The organism is Gluconobacter sp. R75690, assembly GCF_015244525.1.
GTDB classification, from domain to species: domain Bacteria; phylum Pseudomonadota; class Alphaproteobacteria; order Acetobacterales; family Acetobacteraceae; genus Gluconobacter; species Gluconobacter potus.
Genome location: NZ_JABCQB010000002.1, coordinates 313252 through 334710 on the forward strand (window position 1 = coordinate 313252; position 21459 = coordinate 334710).

Here is a 21459-nt window from a genome sequence, read left to right on the forward strand (position 1 = left end):
AGAAAAGGCGCCCCTGTAGGGGACGCCTTTTCTTATGGGGTAGTCTGGAAAGGGGCTCAGAAGTTGGCGTTGATCCGTCCGTAGTAATAACCGCCCGTGATGGGCACCTGCAGTGAGAACTGGTCGTAGATCTGGGCGCCGCGGGAGTTGTTGACCTGCGGGACGCGGCGGGGGCGGACGTTGAAGATGTTGTTCGCGCCGATCGCCAGATGCCAGTTGCTGTTGAAGCGGTATCCGACTTCGATGTCGGTCAGCCAGCGTGGCGTGTTCTTGAACTGTGCGAAGCAGCTGTTGGAATAGGCCAGGCTGCCGCCGCTCGGGCAAGGGAGCGTCTTGTCCGTCCAGTCGTAGTAGGTCAGCATGGACGTTGTTTCGCCGTACCGTGTCTGGCGGACGTTGAAGTCCCATTTTCCGACCGTATACAGGGCGTTCAGGATGATCTTGCTGCGCGGATAGGCCGTCGTGATGTAAGCGATGTTCTGCGCATTCAGCAGCGGGTTGCCGTTGGTGTCGGTACCATTGTGGTGCAGGCGCGTGCGGTTCAGATCCAGCGCCATGCTGAGGTTCAGGTTACCAGCATTGTGGAAGCGGATCATGTAGTCCGCCTTGATGTCCAGACCCTGTGTGCGGGTGCTGGCGCCGTTGGTCATGTAATAGGCGGACACGTTGTCGGGCGTAATGCTGTTGAGTGGCAGGGAGTATCCCATGGCCTCAATGGCCTCGATTGCGGCTTCGCCCTTGACGGTACCACCACCCACGATGCGATCGCGCAGGTTGATCTGGTAGACGTCCGCTTCGACATGGAAATTCTTCACGGGTTCCACGACGATACCACCGCTGGCGCTGACGGAGCGCTCCGGCTTCAGGGCGCTGGCACCCAGGACACGGGCGGCCGTTGAGCTGACGGGCAGCAGGCCGGAGGCGCCGGTCGGGTCCACGTTCATGGCGCTGTAATGCTGCTCGGCCAGGGTTGGTGCACGGAAGCCGGTGCTGATCGTGCCGCGAAGCGCAATCTTGCTGGTCACGTCATAACGGGTCGAGACCTTGCCGTTCTCCGTGTTGCCGACATCTGTGTAATGCTCGAAGCGGCCGGCGAAATCGAGATCCCAGTGCTTGAGCGGGTGGAAATCGCCATCGACATAGGCCGCCCAGATGTCACGGCTCCAGTTGCCGGCACTGTTGGGGCCGAGACCGGCATAGCCCTGCGTGCCACCCAGTTCATAAGAGGGCGGCGTGCCGGCCTTGATCTGGTAGGTTTCGAGGCGATGCTCGCCACCGAAGGCCAGTGTCATCGGAACGGTATGGGCGATGTTGAACTGGCGGCGGAAGTCCAGGTTGTTGGTCCACTGCGCCATGCGGTAGGTCTCGGCGCGCGTCGTGCTGGGCGACCAGCCGCAGCCATCGGTCGAATAATAGGACGAGGTCGGATCGGTCGAGCAGGTGCTGGCGAGCATGCCCGTATTGGCTGTGTTCTTGTTGCCGATCTTGTTGCCGTCCGCGCCATAAGTGGTGCTCAGATCCCAGTCGAAACCGAAGAAGTTGTCGCCCTTGAGGCCGAGCGTGGCGGCGTAATCGTTTTCTTCCGATGTTTCGAGCGGCGAGAAGCCGGCCGGGTACATGGTGGGGGCGATATTGGGCGTCCGATAGTTTTCGTAGGCTTCGCCGTGGCGGTGCATGTAGGTGATGAGCCCGTAGAAGTTCACGCCTTCGGTGATGGTCTTGCCGAAATCGATAGCGAGGCTTTCGCGCGTTTCTTCGGGCGTGCTCATGATCTTGTTGGAATCAGTTGGCACGCTCATCGCATTCGGAACGAGACCGTTATAATAACCCGTCGTGGTGGCGTTGTTGGGCCAGCTTCCGATCAGGCGGTGATCGCGTGCACCGACGACCATGTGGTCAGTGTGATAGACTTCGCCGCTGATGTGCAGGTAGCCGTCATTGCCCCATTTCACGCCACCGTCGGCATCCACCTTGTACTGCCAGCCGTCGCCGTTATAGGCGTTCGCGCCGGTCTGCACCGAGGTGTGCATGCCGTGGGCCTGCTTCTTGGTGATGATGTTCACCACGCCCGCGATGGCGTCGGAGCCGTACATCGCGGCGGCACCGTCTTCCAGCACTTCGATATGGTCGATGGCGCTGGCGGGGATCGTGTTCAGATCAGCACCCGTGGAGCCGAACTGCGGGCCGGCATCGGCCGTGATATTGGCCGTGTTGTGGCGGCGCTTGCCGTCTACCAGGACCAGGACTTCGTTCGGACCAAGGCCACGCATCTGGATTGAAGATGTCAGGGCGGAGGAATCCGCGCCCATGGCCTGCACGTTGATGGAGGCATAGGTCCGGGTCAGGGCATCCGCGACGTTCATCATGCCGGAATGGCGCAGCGTTGCAGCCGAGATCACGCTGACGGGGGACGAGCTTTCACGCGCCTTGCGGTTGGTCGCATGGGTGCCGGTGGTGACGTTGATCGTCTCGGCTTCGCCTGTGAAATTGACGTCGGTCTTTTTCTTGCGTGGTGCGGCAACGGCAGGTGTGGCCGTGGCTGCCGCAGGATGGGCAGCACTGTGAGCGGCGCTGCTGGGTTTCGCGCTGTGATGGCGTGTGGCGGGATGCGCCGTGGTGGTTGCGGCCAGGGCAGACATGCAGGGCATGACGGAAACTGCCGTTGTCACGAGCAGGGAGATGCGATGCCGGGATTTCATTATTGCTATCTATACCTCCATGAGACGCCGCTCTTGGGTTCAGAGGGGGTTTCTGGATAGTAATAATAAAATTTCGTTACATGAAAGTAGCAAAAATGATTCTTGTGACAGATTTCCATCCTGTTGCAGAATAGCAACAAGATGTTTTTGGTTGCAAAAAATCAGAAAGGAAATTCTGTAAGGAAGATGCTTTGAGAAACATATTTCTGATTGAGGGTCTGGGAGGAGTCAGAAGTGCTGCATGGTAGAGAAGTCTTGTTACTTTAACGTACCGAGATGTGTCAGTCGTCCAGGCGGACCTTGCGGTTGCGCTTGATGCCGGCCCGATGTGATTTTCCGTCAAGCCGACGTTGCCGGGCCGCTTTTCCGGGACGGGTGGCTACGCGGAAAGTGGGGCGATGTGCCGCCTTGCGGATCAGTTCCGCCAGGCGTTCGACGACATCATCGCGGTTTCTCTGCTGTGTGCGAAAGCGGCGACCCGTGATGATGATTTCGCCATTCTGGGTCGCACGGCTGCCTGCGAGTTCGATCAGGCGTGTCCGGATGCGGTCCGACAGGACCGGAGAGCGCGTGGCATCGAACCGGAGCTGTGCGGCCGTGGCTACCTTGTTGACGTTCTGTCCTCCCGGACCGGATGCCAGGATATAGGTGATTTTCAGCTCGTCCTCTTCAAGCAGAAGACCAGGAAGAATCTCGATGGGCATCTGTTTCTTCCTTTCGGGACTGAAAAAGGGGGTGGCCGCGGTCAGGAAACGCAGGACGTCGGCCCATAGCCTCTTTCGGCGCGGGAGACCATGGAGCGATGTGACGCGTTGTCAGGCGGATGGGGGGTGGAAGCCTGTTTTTCCGGTTGGCGAGGTTGACGCCCTCATGGATTGTGGGGTAGCCAGCGTGCGGATGAACCGGTAGCTCAGTTGGTAGAGCATTCGACTTTTAATCGAATGGTCCTGGGTTCGAGTCCCAGCCGGTTCACCAACAAATCTCCCTTCTTCGAAATTCAGCGTTCTTCTGGCTGCGATGAGTATTGTCGCAAAATGGGCAGGAATAACGATCTGGGAAGTGAGTAGTATGTCTTCAGTCAAACCACATCTTGATCCTTTTATTCTGTCTGCTTCTGGTTTTAGAGAGGTGGGGATATGGGGGCTGCAGGATGATGGTGCCCTAATGCCTTTGCAGAAGGTTCCCGCAGGTCCCGGAGTCTATGCTTTTGTGATAGGCAACCGGGTTATTTATGTGGGGGTAGCCATCGGAGGGTTGCGACGTCGGCTGCGGTGTTATGCCCGGCCGGGGAAAAGGAAAACGGCCAGGCGGATCAGGGATGAGATTCTCGCGGCTGTTGATCAGCCTGTTCGAGCGATGTGCGTTCAGCCGTCGGACACTCAATGGAATGGTCTGCCGGTCAATATCGCTGCGGGCCTGGAGCTGGGGCTGATCCAGACTTACGACCTGCCCTGGAACAGGCGGCATGCCAGTACGTCGGTCAAGGCTGCGACTGTGTCGGAGAAGGCTGGGTCTCTCTGAAAGCCTGCGCAATGATGGTTGGGCGTATGTTATGCAAGGGGTAAGATCAAAGCCACTTTGCGGTATGAAAGGGAAATTCTGATGACACGCGTTCGGATTGGGATAGCGCTTGCGCTGCTGGCAGCTCTTGCGGCTTGTGGCCCGGATTATGGCGGTCAGGGATCGCGGCAGTTCCGCGGCGATGACTACGGAAATGTCGGGGCGGGCCGGAGCAGCTACGGCTATCAGGGTGGTCCGACCTGAGTCCTTTTCAGGTCGGGAAGGTTCAGGACAGGGCGTCCTGAACCAGTTTTTCCTGCTGGGCGGCATGGACGCCCGGTAGCCCTGTGGCGGGAGAAGCCGCGCTTTCGCGACCGACATAGTCCGGGCGCTGCACGCGATGGTTGCAGCCTCGAAGCGCGCGTTCGATGCGACGGTCCACGAAAATCCAGGCACCGTTGTTCTGTGGCTCTTCCTGACACCACAGGACCTGCTCTGCGTCCGGATGGCGGACGAGCTGCTCCATCAGGGCATGGTGTGGGAATGGGTAGAGCTGCTCGACGCGGATGATGGCGACGTCGTCGCGGTTCTGGTGCGTCCGTTCGGCAACGAGATCATAATAGACCTTGCCGGTGCACAGGATGATGCGCCGCGCGCCTTCCTCCTTTGCCGGGTCCGCGATGACGGGCTGGAAGCGCGTATGCGGTCCCATCGCGTCCAGCATCGAAACCGCGTCTTTGTTGCGCAGCAGGGATTTGGGCGTGAAGACGACCAGCGGTTTGCGGCAGCGGCGTGCGATCTGCCGGCGCAGGGCGTGGAAGTAGTTGGCGGGCGTGGTGATGTTGCACACGCGCATGTTGTTTTCGGCGCAGAGCTGAAGGATGCGCTCTGGGCGAGCTGAGGAATGTTCCGGGCCGCCACCTTCATAGCCATGCGGCAGAAGCAGGGTCAGGCCAGACGTTCGCAGCCATTTGGTTTCGCCCGAGGCGATGAACTGGTCGAGGATGATCTGCGCGCCATTGGCGAAATCGCCGAACTGCGCTTCCCACAGGACCAGCGCTTCCGGATCACCGAGGGAATAGCCGTATTCGAAGCCGAGGACGGCATATTCCGAGAGCGGCGAGTTCCAGATGTTCAGCGGCGCCTGATGGGGCGCGATATGGGTGAGGGGCGTGTCTTCGCGGCCTGTTTCCTGATCGAACAGGACCGCGTGACGCTGGCTGAACGTCCCACGGCGGCTGTCCTGTCCGGACAGGCGGACCGGGTGCCCGTCCATGGACAGGGTACCGAAAGCGAGGGCCTCGGCCGTGGCCCAGTCGATCGGGCCACCATCGGCAACGGCCTTGCCGCGCGCCACGATCTGTCGGGCCAGACGCGGATGAACGGCCAGACCTTCGGGGATCGTGCCGATGGCCTCCCCAACTTCTTGCAGGCGCCTGAGGGGCACGCCGGTCATGGGCTGGATGCGGTCCTGCTCGTCCTGCAGGCGTGTCGGGTCTTCGGGGCCGTCCAGCCAGTCCGTGCCATCGGGCTGATAGGTCTTGGAGGTCTCGAACTGTTCTTCCAGGCGGTTCTGGAAATGGCTCCACATCTCCTCGACCTCGGCTTTGGTCATGACGCCGGTGCAGATCAGATGATCGGCATAGAGGCTGCGGGTCGTGGCGCGGGACTGGATGGCGTGGACCATCGCGGGCTGCGTGAAGGCGGGTTCATCGGCTTCGTTATGGCCGTGTCGGCGATAGCAGACGACGTCCAGCACGATGTCGGACTGGAACGTGCGACGCCATTCATGCGCCAGAAACGCACAGCGTGAGACGGCTTCGGGGTCATCGCCATTGACGTGCAGGATCGGGGCCTGAACGGATTTGGCGATATCGGTGTTGTGCAGGCCGGAATGGGCATCGGACTGGACGGTGGTGAAGCCGATCTGGTTGTTGATGATGACGTGAACCGTACCACCCGTCCGGTAGCCTTCCAGCTTTGACAGGCTGAGGGTTTCGTACACGACGCCCTGTCCCGCGAAGGCCGCGTCGCCGTGGACGAGAATGCCCAGATGGTGCTGGCGGTCCCGGTCCTTTTCGCGGTCCTGATCGGCACGGACGCGGCCGAGCACGACCGGGTCCACTGCTTCCAGATGGGACGGGTTGGGCAGGAGCGAGATACGGACGGTATGGCCGGCGTGTTCGAGCGTGGTGGCGGTGCCGAGATGGTATTTGACGTCGCCCGAACCCTCGATGGTGTCGGGCTTGAAGGAGGCGCCGGCGAATTCGCTGAAAATGGCGGCAAACGGCTTGCGCAGGATGTTGGCCATCACGTTCAGGCGGCCGCGATGGGGCATGCCGAGCGAAACGGAGCGCACGTCGTCCTGCGCGGCGGCATCAATCAGCGTGCGCAGGGCCACGATGACGCTTTCGCCGCCTTCAAGGCCGAAGCGGCGCATGCCCATGAAGCGCTTCTGGCAGAACTGCTCGAAGCCCTCGGCGCGGGTGAGGGCGAGGAGAATGCGCTTCTGGTCCAGCGAGGGGCCGGGGGCGGGATTTTCCAGACGGTCGATCCACCACTGGCGCTGGGCCGGATCCTGAAGATGCATGAACTCGGCGGCCGTCGTGCCGCAATAGGCGCGGCGCAGACGGGCGATCAGGTCTCGGTCTGCGCCGGGAGGTGTGAGTTCAGGAATATCGGGTGTGGGGGCGAGGCCGAGCGGGTCCAGTGCTGCGATGGAATGTCCGCGCAGGCGATAGGCGAATTTCAGGCTCTCGGCGCTGGCGTCGGCCGTGCTGTTAGCCAGGGCGGCCGTGTCCGGGTCGGCCAGGCGGTCGGAGCCGAGGGTCTCGAACAGGGACGCGAAGGCCGGGTCCACGGAGGCCGGGTCGTGCTGCCAGCGTGTGTGCAGCTCCGCCAGATAGACGGTGTTTTCGCCATTGATGGCGTCCCGGTCATCATGATGGTCGCCCATGAACTCGTCTCCTGTGTCCCCGGGGGCCGCGCTCCTGCCGGGGAGAGGCGGGGCCGGGGGCTGTCATATGGCCGCGCAGTCTAGCGGATTGGCAGAAGAGGGCCAATCTCCGCCTGTCCCGAACATCCTTTGTCAGAGACCGAAGCCGCGTTTCATGGCGTCGATCCGGCGTGCGATGGAGCGGGTGGCGACCGGTGTGTCTGTCTGATCGAAGATATGGCAGGCGCCGGGCACGATTTCCAGTTCTACGGAGATGCCCTGATGGATCAGACGCCGCGCATAGGCGAGATCTTCATCCAGAAACAGGTCCAGCGCGCCGACACACAGATAGACCGGGGGCAGATCGGACAGGTCGGTTGCGCGGGCGGGAGCGGCATAGGGCGAGACATCGGCCGAACCGGGCGCTACGGGGTTGAGGAGGGCCATCCACATGAAGGTGTTGCTGGCGCGGGTCCACAGGAACTCGCCCCCGACGGGCGAAGCGTCGGGCTGACCCGTGGTCGTGCGGTCGTCGAGCACGGGATAGACGAGGTTCTGGAACAGCAGCGTCGGCCCTTCGCGGTCCCGGGTCAGGAGAGCCAGTCCGGCAGCAAGGCCGCCGCCCGCGCTCTCGCCGGTCAGGCCGATCCGGGCGGCATCGATCCCGAGCGTGTCGGCGTTGCGCGTGATCCAGCACAGCGTGGTGTAGGCGTCCTCGATCGCGGCCGGAAAGGGGTGTTCCGGAGTGAGGCGGTAATCCGGGGAGATGACCACGCAGTCCAGCTCCTGTGCGAACTGGCAGAGCTGGGTCGTGGTGAGTTCGGGCTGGCCGGCGAAATAGCCGCCGCCATGCAGATGCAGAAGAGCCGGGCGCGGGCCTGTGGCCTCCTTGCGGGGACGGACGGTCAGGAGGCGGATGGGGGTGCGTTTTCCGTGCCGGGGATGTTCAGGCGCTCAAGGGTGGCGGGATAGTCTTCGGCCTGAAGGAAAGACTGTCCGGCGGCCTGTTCGAGGCCAGCGCGGAAGGCGGGCAGGGATTCAGCAGAAAGATCGACCGTCGGGATCTCTTCAAGAAGGGGAAGCAGTTCGGGAAGGACGAGGGAGCGTGTGTTCATGAAAGGACGCCTTGGGTCGAGGAAGGGGCGAAAAATGAGGCAGGAAAATCGAGCAGAATTTTAGTGGTCGGACCGCTTGAAGGCAAAAATCTGTTCGTTGTGCCACAAAGTTGCCGCAACTTTTCATGGCTGAGAGTCGTCTAGTCTGCTGACCGGTCCTGAGCCGGCCTTGTTGGGATGGGAGTTTCGCTGATGCGTGCTCTGCTGTTTCTTGCAGTTCTGACGGGAAGTGGTCTTGCGCTGACGAATGTGTCAGCAGATGCGCAGGAGCTGCATCGGGACGGTCTGTCCGCGCATGCGGTTCTGACGGATGAAGTCAGCCAGTCGGGTGTGGATCACCGTATGCTGGAATGCAGGACCGATCCGCGCCTTCTTCATACGGTCTGGGACGGGCGCGTCTCTCCGCAGCCGGGACCGCATGTCTGCACGGGTGGCGCGAACCGCCTGGGGGCAGGATATGTCCGCTATCTGGCGACGAGCCGGATGGTGAAGGCTCATAAGCCGCTGCGGGGGTAATATTCTTTCGTAAAAGGCAGGTCTCACATGTGTGGAATAGGCCTTGTCGCCGACGTGGGCCGCGTCTAGCCTCCTGCGCCATGAGCAGGATTTCCCTTGATTATGATGCGTTCGAGAGCACGCCCGTTGCGGAAAAACCGTTTCCGCATGTGGTGGTGCCGCATTTCATCGGCAATGACGATCTGAAGGCGGTTGTCTCGGATCTGCCGGAAATGAAATCCGGCGGCTCCTTTCCGCCCGAAGCGCTGAAGCTGACGCCGCGTGTCGCGGCCATGATCGCGGAACTGCAGGGACCGAAGCTCAAGGCGCTGGTGGCTGAGAAATTCGGGATGGATCTGGCGGATGCGCCGACCATGCTGACAATGCGCGGACGCACGCGGGAAAAGGACGGGCGGATCCATCGGGATTCGGAGGCCAAACTGGTCACGATCCTGCTGTATCTCAATCCGCGTGGTGAGGACTGGGCGTCGCGTGATGGCTGTCTGCGACTGCTGAACGGGCCGGATGATGTCGAGGATTTCGACGTCGAGGTGACGCCGGCGGAAGGGACGCTTCTGGTGTTCCCGAACGGTCCGGCAACCTGGCACGGGCACCGGCAGTTCGTGGGAACACGGTATGCGATCCAGCTCAACTACATGGCGACGGGGCGCAAGGCCCGCTACGAACTGCGGCGGCACCGTCTGTCGGCGCTTTTAAAGCGTCTGCCCTTTTCGGGCTGATTTTCAGGGAACGGGAAAAGATCATGGGTTATCGGGTTGCGGTTGTTGGCGCCACGGGTGCGGTGGGGCGTGAACTGCTGCGAATTCTGGCGGAGCGGGACTTTCCGGTCGATGAAGTTGTGGCGCTGGCTTCCCCGCGGTCGGCCGGGCGCGAGATTTCTTTCGGGGACAAGAAAGTCCTGAAGGTCCAGAACCTCGAGACGTTCGACTTCAAGGGCTGGGACATTGCGCTGTTTTCGCCGGGCGGCGCGATTTCGGCCGTTTATGCCCCCAAGGCGGCTGCTGCAGGATGTGTGGTGATCGACAACACGTCGCATTTCCGCATGGAGCCGGGCGTGCCCCTGATCGTGCCGGAAGTGAATGCGGCGGCGATCGGCAAGGCGAGCCGTGGCATCATCGCCAACCCGAACTGCTCGACCGCGCAGATGCTGGTGGCGCTCAAGCCGCTGCATGACCTGTTCCGGATCAAGCGCATCGTGGTCTCGACCTATCAGGCCGTTTCAGGCGCCGGCAAGGACGGCATGGACGAGCTGTTCGCCCAGACCAAGGGCACGTTCGTCAACGATCCGCCGACGGTCGCGCAGTTCACCAAGCAGATCGCCTTCAACGTCATTCCCCATATCGACCGTTTCATGGATGACGGTGCGACCAAGGAAGAATGGAAGATGGCGGTCGAAACCCGCAAGATCATGGACCCGGACATCAAGGTCCTGGCGACCTGCGTGCGCGTTCCAGTCTTCATCGGACATTCCGAGGCCATCAGCATCGAGTGCGAGAAGCCGGTTGATCTGAAGAAGGCGCGCGAGGCGCTGCGCAAGGCACCGGGCGTGATCCTGCGCGACGAGCGCGAAGACGGTGGCTACGTCACGCCGATCGAATGTGTGGGCGAAGATGCGACGTATGTCTCACGCCTGCGGATTGATCCGTCTGTCGAGAATGGTCTGGCGCTGTGGTGTGTGTCCGACAATCTGCGCAAGGGCGCGGCCCTCAATGCGGTCCAGATTGCGGAAAGCATCGTGGAACAGGGACTTCTGAAGGACGGGCAGCTGTTCCGTCGCAATGAAGTGCCGGATGAAGACGAAGACTGAGCGATGACGTCATCCCGTACCGAGACGGTTCTTGCGGCCAATGAGGATATCGAGCGCCTGTCGCTCGATGTTCTTCTGGATCGGCTTCTGACGTCGCAGAAGGCGGCTCTGGACCGTGTCGGGGAGGCATTGCCGTCCATCGAGCGGGCCGTCGAGGCTGCTGTACCCCGCCTTCAGGCTGGTGGCCGGCTGGTCTATGCGGGGGCGGGGACGTCCGGGCGGATCGGACTGCAGGACGGTGTTGAACTGACGCCGACCTTTGGTCTGGCTCCGGAGAAGCTCGTTCTGCTGCTGGCCGGTGGGGCCGGGGCGACGACCCAGGCCGCCGAGGGAGCGGAGGACCGGGAAGATCAGGCGCGGCTTGATCTGATGGAACATCATCCGAATGAAAATGATGTAGTGATCGGCGTCGCGGCGAGCGGCAACACGCCCTATACCTGCGCCATCGTTCAGTTCGGGCGGGAAGTGGGGGCGCTGACGATCGGTGTCAGCGGCAATCCGGAATCGCGTCTGCTGCGGGAAGCGGAACTCGGCATCTGCATTCCGACGGGTGCGGAGGTTCTGGCAGGGTCTACGCGCATGGCCGCCGGGACGGCGCAGAAAGTCACGTTGAACCTGTTTTCCACGGCGCTGATGACGCGTCTGGGGCATGTCTATCGCGGTCGCATGGTGGATATGCGCATCAGCAATGACAAGCTTCAGGCCCGGGCTGAGCGCATGGTCATGGAACTGGCTGGCGGAACGGCCGAAGAGGCGCGTGAAGCCCTGAAACTGGCGCAGGGGAATACGAAACGCGCTGTTCTGGTGCGGCGCGGGGTGGCTCTGGCAGACATCGAGCCGCTTCTGGAGCGGTATCAGGGCAATCTGCATCTGGCGCTTGCGGAGCTTTGAGCGCGGCGGGAAGTACAAAAGCGTCCGGCATGGTCTGGGCGCTCGGACTGATGAGTGGCACGTCCCTGGACGGGGTGGATGCTGCTCTGATCGAAACGGATGGCGTGCGCATCGGACGGATGGGACCGTCCCTGACAGTGCCCTACAGCGCGGAGCTGCGCGCACGGACCCGCGAGCTGCTGGATGGTGCGGCTGGCCTTGCTCCTGATGATGTCGAAGTGCTGGCCGTCACGCGCGAGCTGACCCTCCGGCATGTGGATGCCGTGCGTCTGCTGCGCGAGAAAGCGCCGGATCTGGAGCCTGCGGTCATAGGTTTTCATGGTCAGACCATTCTGCATCAGCCGGAACGTGGCCGGAGCTGGCAGATCGGCGATGCCCGGCTGCTGCAGGATCTGTGTGGCGTGCCGGTTATCCATGATTTCCGGTCGCGGGATCTGGAAAATGGCGGGGAAGGGGCACCTCTGGTGCCGGTGTTTCATGCCGCCCTGCTTCAGCCGGAACAGCGTCCCGTTGCCGTTCTCAACATTGGCGGCGTTGCCAACGTGACAGTTCTGGGGCCCCAGGATCAGCATGGGCAGCGAGGTGTCTGGGCCTGTGATACCGGTCCGGGCAATGCCCTTCTGGACGATTGGGCTCTGCGGCGTACCGGAAAACCGTGTGATTTTGGGGGCGCGCTGGCGTCTTCAGGAACGGTCCGTCAGGATGTTCTGGAAAAGCTGCTGGCGATCCCATATTTCGCGCGGCCCATGCCCAAATCGCTTGATCGGCTGAGCTTTCATCCGGAAGCCATGGCGTATGTACGGGATCTGTCTGCGGAAGATGGGGCGGCGACACTGGCAGCCTTTACGGTCGAGGCCGTGGTGCGGACGCTTTTTCCGGTGCAGCCCGAAACGTGGTTTGTCGCGGGAGGCGGGCGCCATAACCCGGTGCTGATGGACGGATTGCGGCGTTGTTTAGGAAATGTGGCATCCGTGGATGTCCTGGGATGGGACGGGGATGCTCTTGAAGCGCAGTGTTTCGGACTTCTGGCCGTGCGCTGTCAGCGGGGGCTGCCCTCTTCCTGGCCGGGAACGACGGGGGTCAGACAGCCCTGCATTGCGGGAAGAGCCCTCTGACGGCCTCCCCGCAGGTCTGCGCGGGATCAGACGGAAGCAAGTTCCGGCCAGCCGGTTTCCGGGCGGTCGAGATGCTTCAGAAGGTCATGGTCCGGCGTATTGACGAGGTCCTTGACCAGCGTCTTGAAAAGCTTCTTCGCCGTCGGCTTGTCGAGATGCTCGCGGATTTCGTGCGAGGCCTGAGCCGGAGCGACAAGCAGGATGCCTTCGACATCGCTGTTCTGTGCGGCCTTGTTGATATGGGCGGCCAGATCGCGCGTGAAGTGTTCCTTGAGCTGCTCATGCGGATTTTCGTGGGGCGCCTTGATGGAGCCGACATCCGTTTCCGCGTTGGAGCCCTTGTGCAGGTCGAAGCTTGCGATGGTGCGCAGCTGTGCCCCTTCGAGGCGCAGGAAGCGGGCTTTTTCGCCGTCAGCAACAACGTAAATGACGGGATCCTGTGTAGCCATGTCTGGAAAACCTTGTTTCAAAATCAGATGGTGTGTCTGTAACAGCTTCGAGATGGGATGGTTGCCTGCAGACGACAAGATCATGCAGAGTCGTATTCTTCTAACCTGTTGAAAGAATTTGGATATTTCATTTATTTGAATGTTTTTTGAAGAATTCCGAATTTTTTTGTTGAAACGTGGGGAAGATGTGCTCAATCTCTGAATCGAGCCTACCAGAAAATCTTTTCCAAAGGCTCAAAGGAGGCAAGTATGGCTCTGATGAATACTCTTCTGCCGTATGTTGGTCCTATGACCGTCGCTGTTGCGGTGTTTGCCTATACTTTGCTGCAAGGGACCCGGAAACCGGATGTTTCCTATGCGAAGGTAAGGCATCGACGATAGCGTCCCGCAAGGGGCGCGTATCTCCAGACGCTTTCCCTCTTTCCTAAGTGCCCGCCCGGTTCCACAGTAGAGGGCACTATGGCATTTCTTCACAAAACACCCCGTATCGCTCCTCCGCCAGAAGGCCGGACTGGTATTCTCCTTGTTAATCTCGGAACGCCTGATGACACAGGCTATTTTTCGGTAAGGCGATATCTGAGCGAATTTCTCTCTGACCGTCGCGTCATCGAGAGTCCCCCCCTGATCTGGCAGCCCATTTTGCAGGGCATCATCCTGACAAAACGTCCCTTTGCCAGCGGTGCGAATTACGCGCGGATCTGGCACAAGGAAGAAAATGCCTCGCCATTGCGGGTCTATACGCGCAGGCAGGCCGAGGGGCTGGCTGAACGTCTCCGTGCCGATGATGTGCCTGTTGAATGGGGCATGCGCTATGGTCGCCCATCCATTGCGAAGGCTGTTGAGAGTCTGATGGATCAGGGCTGTGACCGGATTATCAGCATTGCGCTGTATCCGCAGTATTCCGCCACGACGACGGCAACCGCCAACGACCAGCTTTTCCGCGCGCTCATGCGCCTGCGTCGTCAGCCTGCCGTCCTGACTGTTCCGTCCTTTCCGGATCATCCTGCTTTCATACGCGCCCTTGAGACGTCCGTGCAGGACACGCTTGCGGGTCTGAGCTTCAAGCCGCAGCAGATCGTGGCGTCGTTTCATGGGCTTCCCAAGACCTGTATCGAAAAGGGCGACACCTATCGCGATGAGTGCGAGCGCACGATTTCGGCCCTGCGTCAGGCGCTGGGACTGAGTGAGGAGCAGATGCCCCTGACGTTCCAGTCCCGTTTTGGGCCGCTGGAATGGGTCCAGCCTTATACGGCGCCCTTCGTCAAAGCCCTGCCAGCCCAGGGAATCACAAAGATTGCCGTCATCATGCCAGGCTTCATGGTGGATTGTCTTGAGACGCTGGATGAGATCGGAAACGAACTGCGGGAAGAATTCATGGAAGCGGGGGGGGAAGAGTTTGCCCTCGTGCCGTGCCTGAACGACTCGAAAGGAGCGATCGATCTTCTCGAAGACCTGTCCCGCTCTGCCATGGCAGGCTTTCAGCGCGGCTGAGCTTTCCCGCTTTTCAGCTTTCATCAGAACCCCACCCGCTATCGGGTGGGGTTTTTTGTGATCCCGGGGCCGGAAAGACTGGCGGATTTTATTTAGCTTGCATTGCGCGCAGCTTTTTCCTATAACTGTGGCACTGAGCCATAAAACATAGTCAAAAGCCGGTTCAGAACGCAATTTCACAGAATGATTTTCATAAAGGCCACTCCCTTGGGGAGCGGCCTTTTTTTGTTGCATACGTCAGAAGCAAGACACGTTTTCCTGCGCAAATATTACGGCTCAGGACAGGATTTCGATCGTCTCTTCTGTTCGGTTTCCAGTAACCGGTGTTCTTCCGGTTACTGGAGACCGTCTGATTCTTTTTCATTTTCAGTTACGGGAAAAATCATGAACGCTGTTTCCAGCACGCAGGGCGCAATCCAGTCGGGTTCGCGCTGGACGATCGCTGACGCGATGAAGATTCATACCGATGATCCGACGACGACCATGCCGGTCATCGACTACGCTTTCCCGGTCATCGATTCCGATGTGTGGCAGTGGGACACCTGGCTGCTGCGCGACATCCACGGCAAGACCGTGACCTTCAAGGGCTGGTACGTCATGTTCGCCCTCGTGGCTGATCGCTCCGCAACAGGCGATACGGTCGAGGGCTGGCACAGTCGCAACAACTATTCCTATATCGGTTACTACTACAGCCGCACCGGCAATGGCGCGGACTGGCAGTTCGGCGGCCGCGTGATCAAGGAAGGCGCCAATTCCCGCAGTTGGGAATGGTCCGGTTGTGCGGTCATGCGCGAAAACAGCGCCAACACGGTCGATCTGTTCTACACGTCCGTCAATGACTCTCCGTCCGAGTCTGTTCCGTCCTATACGACGGGCCAGGTCATGGCAGACGCCACCGGCGTGTGGTTCGAAGGTTTCGATGTCTGCACGGACATGTTCCAGGCGGACGGCGTGAACTACGCCAATATCGTCGAGGACGCCTATTGGGACTTCCGCGATCCGCACATTTTCCGCAATCCGGACGACAACGAGATCTATGCCCTGTTCGAAGGGAATGTTCCGGGCATGCGCGGTGACTTCACTATCGGCTCCGACGAGATGGGCCTCGTGCCGCCGGCCACGACCGTTCCGGCCGGTGCGCAGTATGGCGCTGCCGCCATCGGCATTGCCCGTCTGAAATCCGACTCCACAAAGGGCGATTTCTCCCAGTGGGAAATGCTGCCGGCGCTTGTGACGGCTCTGGGCGTGAATGACCAGACGGAACGCCCCCATGTCGTGTTCCAGGACGGTCTGACCTATCTGTTCACGATCTCCCATCACTCCACCTTCACCGGCAACAGCACGGGTCCGGATGGCGTGTATGGCTTCGTGTCGCGCAACGGCATTTTCGGCCCATACGCTCCGCTGAACGGATCTGGCCTCGTGCTCGGCAACCCGTCTTCTGCGCCGTACGAGACCTACTCGCACTTCGTCGATCCCGCCGGTTACGTGCAGTCCTTCATCGACACCCTGCCCCAGCCGGGTTCGGCTGATCCGCAGGATCCGACGACCTATCGCATCGGCGGCACACTCGCGCCGACCGTGAAGATCGTTCTCGAAGGTGAGCGGACCTTCCTGACGGAAGTTCACGCCTATGGTCAGGTCTACGCCCAGGGCGTCTGGCCGACCTCATCGGCCTGGGACAAGCGTTCCTGAAGCCAATTTGCCCTCTCCCGAAAGGGGGAGGGCATTTTTCTGCGTTTCAGGCGCAGAGATGCGCTGGCCTGAGGCCAAGAAACTGTATCAGCGATTTCTGGAAAAATTATCGGCTGGTCGGAGTGAGAGGATTCGAACCTCCGGCCCCTGCGTCCCGAACACAGTGCTCTACCAGGCTGAGCTACACTCCGGCCGACGGCGCTTCTCCTACAGGGGTTAACGCTTTCCTGCAAGGGGGCCAGAGCGAAAAATCAGAGAATGAGTGCCGTTCGGGTGATATCCCGCCATGACCAGAGGACGGCACGGGCCTGCCCCTGAAGGTTCCAGACCGGCAGAAGCCCTACGCCGCCTTCGGCAACGCTGACGCGTGAGTCGGCGGAATTGTCCCGGTTGTCACCCATGACGAACAGATGACCGGCAGGGACCATGAAAGGCGCGATGTTATCCAGTTCGCCGTCCTGCGTGAGTTTTAGGATGTCGTGATGCACATTCCCCGGCAGAGTCTCGTCGTAGCGTTCCGCCGGAAGCCAGATGCCTCTGCGGCTCTCCTCGCGGGCAGGACCCATGTCCTTCCATGCCAGTTCGGTCCCATTCAGGATGACATGTCCGTGGACGAGCGCGATCCGGTCGCCGGGAAGGCCGATGACGCGCTTGATCCAGGTCTGATGGAGATTGGCCGGTGCGCGGAAGACGACGACGTCTCCACGATGGGGCAGATGCCCGAAGAGACGTCTCCCGCTGCTGTCATGCGGCTTCAGGGCATGACCGAAGGGCAGATTGGCCGTGCTGAGACCATAGGAGGGCACGACGACGCCGATCTGGTCCCCGATCATCAGCGTGGGCTCCATCGAGGCCGAAGGTACGATGTAGGCGGCAGCAAGGGCGCTGTGAATGGTCAGGAAGCCCAGAAGGACGGGCAGGCAGGACAGGATGTCTCGGGCGAACTTACGCAGGGTCATGATGGGTGTCTCCGTGCCCGGAAGAGTGCCTTATGAGCGCCGGAGAGCCAGTTAAACCTCTGTCAGGTCCTGTCATGAAAAAAGGGGCGTCCCGTCATGGGGCGCCCCTTTTTTGCCGTTTCAGGAACAGGACGCCTTACAGCGCCGTTTCGAGTTCCGGCAGGACTTCGAACAGATCGCCCACGATGCCGTAATCGGCGACCTTGAAGATCGGCGCTTCCGGATCGGCATTGATCGCCACGATGACGCGGCTGTCCTTCATGCCGGCCAGATGCTGGATTGCACCGGACAGGCCCACGGCGATGTAGAGTTCCGGAGCCACGATCTTGCCGGTCTGGCCGACCTGCATCTCGTTCGGGGCAAAACCGGAATCCACAGCCGCGCGCGATGCGCCGATGGCGGCGTTCAGCTTGTCGGCGATGGGTTCGAGCAGCTTGAAGTTCGCTGCGTCCTTCATGCCCTTGCCGCCGGAAATCACCACGCGGGCGGATTCCAGTTCCGGACGGTCGGATGCGGAAAGCTCGACCTTCACGAAGACGGACTTCTCGCTGGCCGGAGCCTCGACCGTCTCGATGGCGGCGGAACCACCCTCGGCCGCGACCGGATCGAAATTGGAGCCGCGGATCGTCAGTACCTTGATGCTGTCGGAAGAGCGGACCGTCGCCAGGGCGTTGCCGGCATAGATCGGGCGTACGAACGTGTCGGCGTCCTTGATCTCGACCACATCGGGAATGGGCTGCACGTCCAGCAGGCCCGCCAGACGCGGCAGGATGTTCTTGCCGGTGGCAGAGGCTGCGGCCACGATGTGGCTGTAGTCCTTCGCATGGGAGGCCAGCAGGTCGGCAGCGGGTTCGGCCAGATCGTTGACCAGACCGGGCACGCTGAGAACGCGCGTCACACCCGGCAGGGCAGCAGCGGCTTCAGTACCGTCTCCGAACACGATGGCATCGACGGCACCAAAGCGGGAGGCTGCGGCAACGGCCGAACGGGAAGCCTGACGGACCGCGCCGTTCTCGACTTCAACCAGAACAAGAGCGGTCATCAGATCACCTTCGCTTCTGTCTTGAGCTTCTCGACCAGTTCGGCCGCGCTGTTCACCTTGATGCCTTCCTTGCGCTCGGACGGCTCGGCCACGGAGACCACCGTCAGGCGCGACGCCGTATCGACGCCGAGGCTGTCGATCTCGACCGTCTCAAGCGGCTTCTTGCGGGCCTTCATGATGTTCGGCAGGGACGCATAGCGCGGCTCGTTGAGGCGCAGATCCGCCGTCACCACGGCCGGGAGCGCGAGGGACACGACTTCCGTGCCGCCATCGATCTCGCGGGCGACTTCGATACGGCCATCGGCAACCGTCACCGCACTGGCGAACGTGCCCTGCGGCCAGCCGAGCTTCGCGGCCAGGATCTGGCCCGTGGCGTTCATGTCGTCGTCGATCGCCTGCTTGCCCATGCAGATCAGACCGGCCTCTTCGCGCGTGGCGATGGCCTTGAGCACGTTGGCTACGGCGCGCGGCTCAAGCGTCTCGTCCGTGCGCACGAGAATGGCGCGGTCCGCACCCATCGCCATGGCCGTGCGCAGAACGTCCTGCGCGGCCTGTGCGCCGACGGTCACGACTACGACTTCCTTGGCAGCACCCTTTTCACGCAGGCGTACTGCTTCTTCGACCGCGATTTCGTCGAACGGATTCATGGACATTTTCACGCCCTGCGTTTCGACACCGCTGCCATCGGCCGCTACACGTACCTTGACGTTGTAATCGACCACCCGTTTGACTGGGACCAGAACTTTCATCGTCATCTTTCGCTGCTGTCGCCGCCACAAAAACGGGCGCCACCGTAGCGGGACTGACTGAAAAAGTCACATTCCGCTCCGGATGCGCCCGTCTGCGGGAAGAAATTCACATCCCGACCGGATAGTTCGGACCGCCGCCGCCTTCGGGCGTGCACCATTCGATGTTCTGCGTCGGATCCTTGATGTCGCAGGTCTTGCAGTGCACGCAGTTCTGGGCGTTGATCCGGAGCTGCCAGGCGTTTTCGCCCGTCTGTTCCTGTTCATACACCCCGGCCGGGCAGTAGCGGCTCTCCGGCGAATCGAACACGTCATGATTGACGGTGCGCCAGATGGCTTCGTTGCGCAGCTTGAGGTGAACCGGCTGGTTTTCCTCGTGGTTCGTGCCACTCAGGAAGACTGAGCTGACGCGATCAAAGGTGATCTTTCCGTCAGGCTTGGGATACTCGATCTTTTTGCACAGCGAAGCCGGACGCAGCGTTTCGTTATCGGCATGCGGATGGCGCAGCGTCCAAGGCGCACGGCCGCGCAGGATCATGCTGTCGATGCCGGCATAAATCGCGCCGAGCTTCATGCCCCATTTTGCGAAGGCCGGGCGGATGTTTCGGACATCGCGCAGCTCGGACCACAGCCAGGACTGGCGGACGCGCGCCGTCATGCTGGCGGCTTCCTTTTTGTCCTTTTCCAGAGCCTCGGCTACGGCTTCGGCCGCGATCATGCCGGACTTCATGGCCGTATGCGTGCCCTTGATCTTGGGTACGTTCAGGAAACCCGCCGAATCACCCGCCAGCACACCGCCCGGGAAGGTCAGGCGCGGAATGGACTGGAAACCGCCTTCGGATAGCGCACGTGCACCGTAGATCAGGCGCTTGCCGCCTTCGAAGTGCTCCCGGAACGCCGGGTGCAGCTTGGTGCGCTGCATTTCCTCGAAAGGCGACAGATAGGTGTTGGCGTAATCGAGGCCGGTCACGAAGCCGAAGCTGACCAGATTTTCCCCGAAATGATACAGCCAGGCGCCACCATAGGTATGGTCATCGAGCGGCCAGCCGAAGCTGTGCTGTACGAGGCCGGGGCGGTGCTTTTCGGCCGGGATTTCCCAGACTTCTTTGACGCCGAGGCCATAGGTCTGCGGATCGACGCCCTTGCGCAGCCCAAAACGCTTCATGGCATGGCCGGTCAGGGAGCCGCGGGCCCCTTCGGTCAGGATGGTCTGCTTGGCACGCAGGATCATGCCGGGCGTGAAGTTCGGCCCGTGCTCGCCATTGCGCTCGATGCCCATGTCACCCGTGATGACACCGGCAACACGGTTGTCTTCAATGAACAGTTCCGCGCCCGAAAAGCCCGGATAGATTTCCACGCCCAAAGCCTCGGCCTGCTCGCCGAGCCAGCGGCAGACTTCGCCGAGCGAGACGACGTAGTTCCCGTGATTGGCCATCTGCGGCATCACGCGGTCCAGATACGGCACTTCGAACGAGCGCGTTTCGGTCAGGAACAGCATCCGCTCTTCCGTTACCTGCGTGCGCAGAGGGGCGTCCAGATCGCGCCAGTTCGGCAGAAGTTCGTCGAGCGTGCGCGGCTCGATCACGGCGCCCGAGACGATATGAGCGCCGACCTCGCTGCCTTTCTCGATCAGGCAGATGCCTGCATCCGGCATCAGCTGTTTCAGGCGGATCGCGGCAGAGAGACCGGCGGGACCGCCACCGACCACCACGACATCGAATTCCATTTCTTCGCGTTCGATCTGGGTCATGATGTCAGGAAACTCGCTGTATAACAGGGTTGGAGAGTTCAGGGACGGCGCGTGAAGGTCCAGTAGAACGGCACGCGCCCTTCGCGGAAGGCCTTGGCCTCATAACGCGTGGGCGACCAGCCTTCGGGACGTTCTTTTGCCGGGGGCGGCGCATCGAACAGATCCTGCTGCCCCATCACTTCCGTGACCCAATCCTGATAGACGGGATGGTCACTGGCGACGCGCCAGATGGCGCCGGGTTTCAGAACGCGGTGCATCTGTCTGATGTTTTCCGGATGCACGAAGCGGCGCTTGGCGTGCCGGGCCTTGGGCCACGGGTCCGGGAACATCAGATACGCTCGGTCCAGACATGCATCGGGCATGTCCTTGAGCAGCAGGCGGGCATCTTCGGCCCAGATGCGGAAATGGGGCGGCGGCGTGGCCGTGTCTTCCTCGCCTTCGGGCACGAGGCGCGAAAGCAGGGAGCACAGACCGTTCTCGAAGACCTCGGAGGCGATATAGCCGACATCCGGGTTCAGTTCGGACTGGCCGATGGCATGTTCGCCGCCGCCAAAACCGATTTCGAGAAAGACGCGCGAAACCGCATCGGAGAATCCCGCAGCGGGATTTTCCGGTGAGGTAAAGGAAAGCCGGGGCAGCGTCTTCTCAAGAAGATGCTGCTGCCGGGCCCGGAGCGGATGGCCGCGCTGGCGGCCGTAAAGCCGCTCCGGCTGGGGTTTGAGAGACTCGACCAGGGGTTTTCTGCCAGA

Annotated in this window: 20 protein-coding genes and 2 tRNA genes; 10 read left to right on the top strand and 12 right to left on the bottom strand. The window is 61.2% G+C overall.

All coding sequences use genetic code 11. The features are described 5' to 3' along the window. Positions 1-56 precede the first annotated feature (56 nt). Complete coding sequence (locus HKD27_RS03770; protein WP_194688420.1) at positions 57-2699, bottom strand: TonB-dependent siderophore receptor; 2643 nt, start codon at positions 2697-2699, stop codon at positions 57-59. A 281-nt stretch (positions 2700-2980) separates the two neighbouring features. Further along, the gene (arfB, locus tag HKD27_RS03775; RefSeq protein ID WP_194264023.1) at positions 2981-3403 is read right to left on the bottom strand and encodes an alternative ribosome rescue aminoacyl-tRNA hydrolase ArfB; all 423 of its coding nucleotides are present in this window, start codon (positions 3401-3403) and stop codon (positions 2981-2983) included. A 195-nt stretch (positions 3404-3598) separates the two neighbouring features. On the opposite strand from arfB, the gene HKD27_RS03780 reads away from it, so the two are divergent. The 3 genes from HKD27_RS03780 (at position 3599) to HKD27_RS03790 (ending at position 4463) form a co-directional block, all read left to right on the top strand. Next, a tRNA-Lys gene (locus tag HKD27_RS03780) sits at positions 3599-3674 on the top strand. Between the two features lie 93 nt (positions 3675-3767). Beyond that, positions 3768-4220, top strand: a complete 453-nt coding sequence (locus HKD27_RS03785) for a GIY-YIG nuclease family protein (protein ID WP_194688419.1) — start codon at positions 3768-3770, stop codon at positions 4218-4220. Positions 4221-4301: 81 nt separating this feature from the next. Further along, the gene (locus HKD27_RS03790) at positions 4302-4463 is read left to right on the top strand and encodes a hypothetical protein (RefSeq protein ID WP_194264021.1); all 162 of its coding nucleotides are present in this window, start codon (positions 4302-4304) and stop codon (positions 4461-4463) included. A 22-nt stretch (positions 4464-4485) separates the two neighbouring features. Here HKD27_RS03790 and HKD27_RS03795 read toward each other — a convergent pair whose 3' ends face one another. The 3 genes from HKD27_RS03795 to HKD27_RS16345 all read right to left on the bottom strand — a co-directional run bounded on the left by HKD27_RS03795 (position 4486) and on the right by HKD27_RS16345 (position 8249). Next, complete coding sequence (locus HKD27_RS03795) at positions 4486-7155, bottom strand: 2-oxoglutarate dehydrogenase E1 component (RefSeq protein WP_194688418.1); 2670 nt, start codon at positions 7153-7155, stop codon at positions 4486-4488. A 132-nt stretch (positions 7156-7287) separates the two neighbouring features. After that, positions 7288-8052 (bottom strand): alpha/beta hydrolase, encoded by a 765-nt coding sequence (locus tag HKD27_RS03800; RefSeq protein ID WP_370544228.1) that lies wholly within the window; start codon positions 8050-8052, stop codon positions 7288-7290. Next, positions 8040-8249: a hypothetical protein gene (locus HKD27_RS16345; protein ID WP_228518288.1), complete on the bottom strand. Its 210-nt coding sequence runs from the start codon at positions 8247-8249 to the stop codon at positions 8040-8042. Before HKD27_RS16345 ends, HKD27_RS03800 begins: the two co-directional genes overlap by 13 nt. 192 nt (positions 8250-8441) lie before the next feature. On the opposite strand from HKD27_RS16345, the gene HKD27_RS03805 reads away from it, so the two are divergent. The 5 genes from HKD27_RS03805 (at position 8442) to HKD27_RS03825 (ending at position 12578) form a co-directional block, all read left to right on the top strand. Then, entirely contained in the window at positions 8442-8765 is a 324-nt protein-coding gene (locus HKD27_RS03805; protein ID WP_194688417.1) for a hypothetical protein, read from the top strand. An 80-nt stretch (positions 8766-8845) separates the two neighbouring features. Next, positions 8846-9484 (top strand): 2OG-Fe(II) oxygenase, encoded by a 639-nt coding sequence (locus HKD27_RS03810; protein WP_194688416.1) that lies wholly within the window; start codon positions 8846-8848, stop codon positions 9482-9484. Between the two features lie 23 nt (positions 9485-9507). After that, entirely contained in the window at positions 9508-10572 is a 1065-nt protein-coding gene (locus tag HKD27_RS03815) for an aspartate-semialdehyde dehydrogenase (protein ID WP_011252447.1), read from the top strand. 3 nt (positions 10573-10575) lie between these two features. Next, entirely contained in the window at positions 10576-11463 is an 888-nt protein-coding gene (locus tag HKD27_RS03820) for an N-acetylmuramic acid 6-phosphate etherase (RefSeq protein WP_194688415.1), read from the top strand. Positions 11464-11492: 29 nt separating this feature from the next. Further along, the gene (locus tag HKD27_RS03825) at positions 11493-12578 is read left to right on the top strand and encodes an anhydro-N-acetylmuramic acid kinase (protein ID WP_194688602.1); all 1086 of its coding nucleotides are present in this window, start codon (positions 11493-11495) and stop codon (positions 12576-12578) included. A 26-nt stretch (positions 12579-12604) separates the two neighbouring features. Here HKD27_RS03825 and HKD27_RS03830 read toward each other — a convergent pair whose 3' ends face one another. Then, the gene (locus HKD27_RS03830) at positions 12605-13027 is read right to left on the bottom strand and encodes a host attachment protein (protein WP_194264016.1); all 423 of its coding nucleotides are present in this window, start codon (positions 13025-13027) and stop codon (positions 12605-12607) included. Positions 13028-13486: 459 nt separating this feature from the next. On the opposite strand from HKD27_RS03830, the gene hemH reads away from it, so the two are divergent. Together hemH and HKD27_RS03840 are read left to right on the top strand one after the other, a co-directional pair. Next, the gene (gene hemH, locus HKD27_RS03835) at positions 13487-14518 is read left to right on the top strand and encodes a ferrochelatase (RefSeq protein WP_194688414.1); all 1032 of its coding nucleotides are present in this window, start codon (positions 13487-13489) and stop codon (positions 14516-14518) included. A 384-nt stretch (positions 14519-14902) separates the two neighbouring features. Further along, a complete protein-coding gene (locus HKD27_RS03840) occupies positions 14903-16213 on the top strand; it encodes a glycoside hydrolase family 68 protein (RefSeq protein WP_194688413.1) in 1311 nt (436 codons plus the stop codon). Positions 16214-16327: 114 nt separating this feature from the next. Here HKD27_RS03840 and HKD27_RS03845 read toward each other — a convergent pair. The 6 genes from HKD27_RS03845 to HKD27_RS03870 form a co-directional block, all read right to left on the bottom strand. Then, positions 16328-16404 (bottom strand) — tRNA-Pro (locus tag HKD27_RS03845). 60 nt (positions 16405-16464) lie between these two features. After that, positions 16465-17172, bottom strand: a complete 708-nt coding sequence (lepB, locus tag HKD27_RS03850) for a signal peptidase I (RefSeq protein WP_194688412.1) — start codon at positions 17170-17172, stop codon at positions 16465-16467. Positions 17173-17308: 136 nt separating this feature from the next. Then, on the bottom strand, positions 17309-18214 hold the full coding sequence (locus HKD27_RS03855) for an FAD-binding protein (protein WP_194688411.1): 906 nt from the start codon (positions 18212-18214) through the stop codon (positions 17309-17311). Next, positions 18214-18963: an electron transfer flavoprotein subunit beta/FixA family protein gene (locus tag HKD27_RS03860; RefSeq protein ID WP_194688601.1), complete on the bottom strand. Its 750-nt coding sequence runs from the start codon at positions 18961-18963 to the stop codon at positions 18214-18216. Before HKD27_RS03860 ends, HKD27_RS03855 begins: the two co-directional genes overlap by 1 nt. A 106-nt stretch (positions 18964-19069) precedes the next feature. Then, entirely contained in the window at positions 19070-20710 is a 1641-nt protein-coding gene (locus tag HKD27_RS03865; RefSeq protein ID WP_194688410.1) for an electron transfer flavoprotein-ubiquinone oxidoreductase, read from the bottom strand. A gap of 38 nt (positions 20711-20748) precedes the next feature. Next, positions 20749-21444 (bottom strand): tRNA (guanosine(46)-N(7))-methyltransferase TrmB, encoded by a 696-nt coding sequence (locus tag HKD27_RS03870; RefSeq protein ID WP_194688600.1) that lies wholly within the window; start codon positions 21442-21444, stop codon positions 20749-20751. Positions 21445-21459 lie beyond the last annotated feature (15 nt).

What these genes read in the sequence shown, in the direction of transcription:
- HKD27_RS03770 (WP_194688420.1), bottom strand. Translation starts at nt 2,699, where the DNA reads ATGAAATCCCGGCATCGCATCTCCCTGCTCGTGACAACGGCAGTTTCC.
- HKD27_RS03795 (WP_194688418.1), bottom strand. Translation starts at nt 7,155, where the DNA reads ATGGGCGACCATCATGATGACCGGGACGCCATCAATGGCGAAAACACC.
- HKD27_RS03830 (WP_194264016.1), bottom strand. Translation starts at nt 13,027, where the DNA reads ATGGCTACACAGGATCCCGTCATTTACGTTGTTGCTGACGGCGAAAAA.
- HKD27_RS03810 (WP_194688416.1), top strand. Translation starts at nt 8,846, where the DNA reads ATGAGCAGGATTTCCCTTGATTATGATGCGTTCGAGAGCACGCCCGTT.
- arfB (WP_194264023.1), bottom strand. Translation starts at nt 3,403, where the DNA reads ATGCCCATCGAGATTCTTCCTGGTCTTCTGCTTGAAGAGGACGAGCTG.
- HKD27_RS03790 (WP_194264021.1), top strand. Translation starts at nt 4,302, where the DNA reads ATGACACGCGTTCGGATTGGGATAGCGCTTGCGCTGCTGGCAGCTCTT.
- HKD27_RS03865 (WP_194688410.1), bottom strand. Translation starts at nt 20,710, where the DNA reads ATGACCCAGATCGAACGCGAAGAAATGGAATTCGATGTCGTGGTGGTC.
- HKD27_RS03860 (WP_194688601.1), bottom strand. Translation starts at nt 18,963, where the DNA reads ATGAAAGTTCTGGTCCCAGTCAAACGGGTGGTCGATTACAACGTCAAG.
- HKD27_RS03815 (WP_011252447.1), top strand. Translation starts at nt 9,508, where the DNA reads ATGGGTTATCGGGTTGCGGTTGTTGGCGCCACGGGTGCGGTGGGGCGT.
- HKD27_RS03855 (WP_194688411.1), bottom strand. Translation starts at nt 18,214, where the DNA reads ATGACCGCTCTTGTTCTGGTTGAAGTCGAGAACGGCGCGGTCCGTCAG.
- HKD27_RS16345 (WP_228518288.1), bottom strand. Translation starts at nt 8,249, where the DNA reads ATGAACACACGCTCCCTCGTCCTTCCCGAACTGCTTCCCCTTCTTGAA.
- HKD27_RS03785 (WP_194688419.1), top strand. Translation starts at nt 3,768, where the DNA reads ATGTCTTCAGTCAAACCACATCTTGATCCTTTTATTCTGTCTGCTTCT.
- hemH (WP_194688414.1), top strand. Translation starts at nt 13,487, where the DNA reads ATGGCATTTCTTCACAAAACACCCCGTATCGCTCCTCCGCCAGAAGGC.
- HKD27_RS03825 (WP_194688602.1), top strand. Translation starts at nt 11,493, where the DNA reads ATGGTCTGGGCGCTCGGACTGATGAGTGGCACGTCCCTGGACGGGGTG.
- HKD27_RS03820 (WP_194688415.1), top strand. Translation starts at nt 10,576, where the DNA reads ATGACGTCATCCCGTACCGAGACGGTTCTTGCGGCCAATGAGGATATC.
- HKD27_RS03805 (WP_194688417.1), top strand. Translation starts at nt 8,442, where the DNA reads ATGCGTGCTCTGCTGTTTCTTGCAGTTCTGACGGGAAGTGGTCTTGCG.
- lepB (WP_194688412.1), bottom strand. Translation starts at nt 17,172, where the DNA reads ATGACCCTGCGTAAGTTCGCCCGAGACATCCTGTCCTGCCTGCCCGTC.
- HKD27_RS03840 (WP_194688413.1), top strand. Translation starts at nt 14,903, where the DNA reads ATGAACGCTGTTTCCAGCACGCAGGGCGCAATCCAGTCGGGTTCGCGC.